The organism is Virgibacillus sp. M23 (genome assembly GCF_034190895.1).
GTDB classification, from domain to species: Bacteria; Bacillota; Bacilli; order Bacillales; family Amphibacillaceae; genus Virgibacillus; species Virgibacillus salarius.
This window is the reverse complement of the sequence record NZ_JAWDHA010000159.1, coordinates 1-629: the sequence shown is the minus strand read 5'-3', so window position 1 is coordinate 629 and position 629 is coordinate 1. Positions and strand designations below refer to the sequence as shown.

1 pseudogene is annotated in these 629 nt (G+C 39.4%); it reads right to left on the bottom strand.

The features are described 5' to 3' along the window. Positions 1-420, bottom strand: a pseudogene (yrkP, locus tag RVS70_RS21785) (two-component response regulator YrkP); the annotation flags it as partial. Between the last annotated feature and the right edge of the window lie 209 nt (positions 421-629).

The window sequence follows — 629 nt, the reverse complement described above, 5'->3', positions numbered from 1 at the left end:
CACTCTCAGTTTGCCCCCGATAAGAAATGTTTCTTCCTCTTCCTTCTTTTCTTGATAGATAGTATATCTGCGTAATTGAGCAATCACTCTAGCGTGAAGTTCCTCTTCCGAGAATGGTTTAGTCATATAATCATCGCCGCCGGCGAGTAATCCCTCAGTTTTATCGAGTGTACTCGATCTGGCCGTCAGAAACAGAATCGGGACGTTAGAGGATTTCCTGATGTGCTGACATGTTTCAATTCCCGAAATGCCTGGCATCATAATATCCAAAATAACCAAATCAAGCGAGTCATTCACAAATTGCAATGCTCGCTTTCCATCCTAGGCTCTTAGCACCTCGTAACCTGCACGTGTAAGGGATTCCTCCAAAAGATCACCAATATCCTCATCATCCTCTACGACTAATATTCGATGGGCCATGTCTCTCTCACCTCATAATTCTTGATGTTAATTCTCGTGTGTCCTTACTATATATCATTCATAAGTAACACGTACGTTATAAGATACTACGTAAACCTTAACAATTTATGAAAGCTGATGTCTGCCACAAATTTATCACATTTTCTAAAAAAATGATGACTCTTCATAAATTGTTAAGATTCGGTCTTTATATTTATCCATTGTAAGGC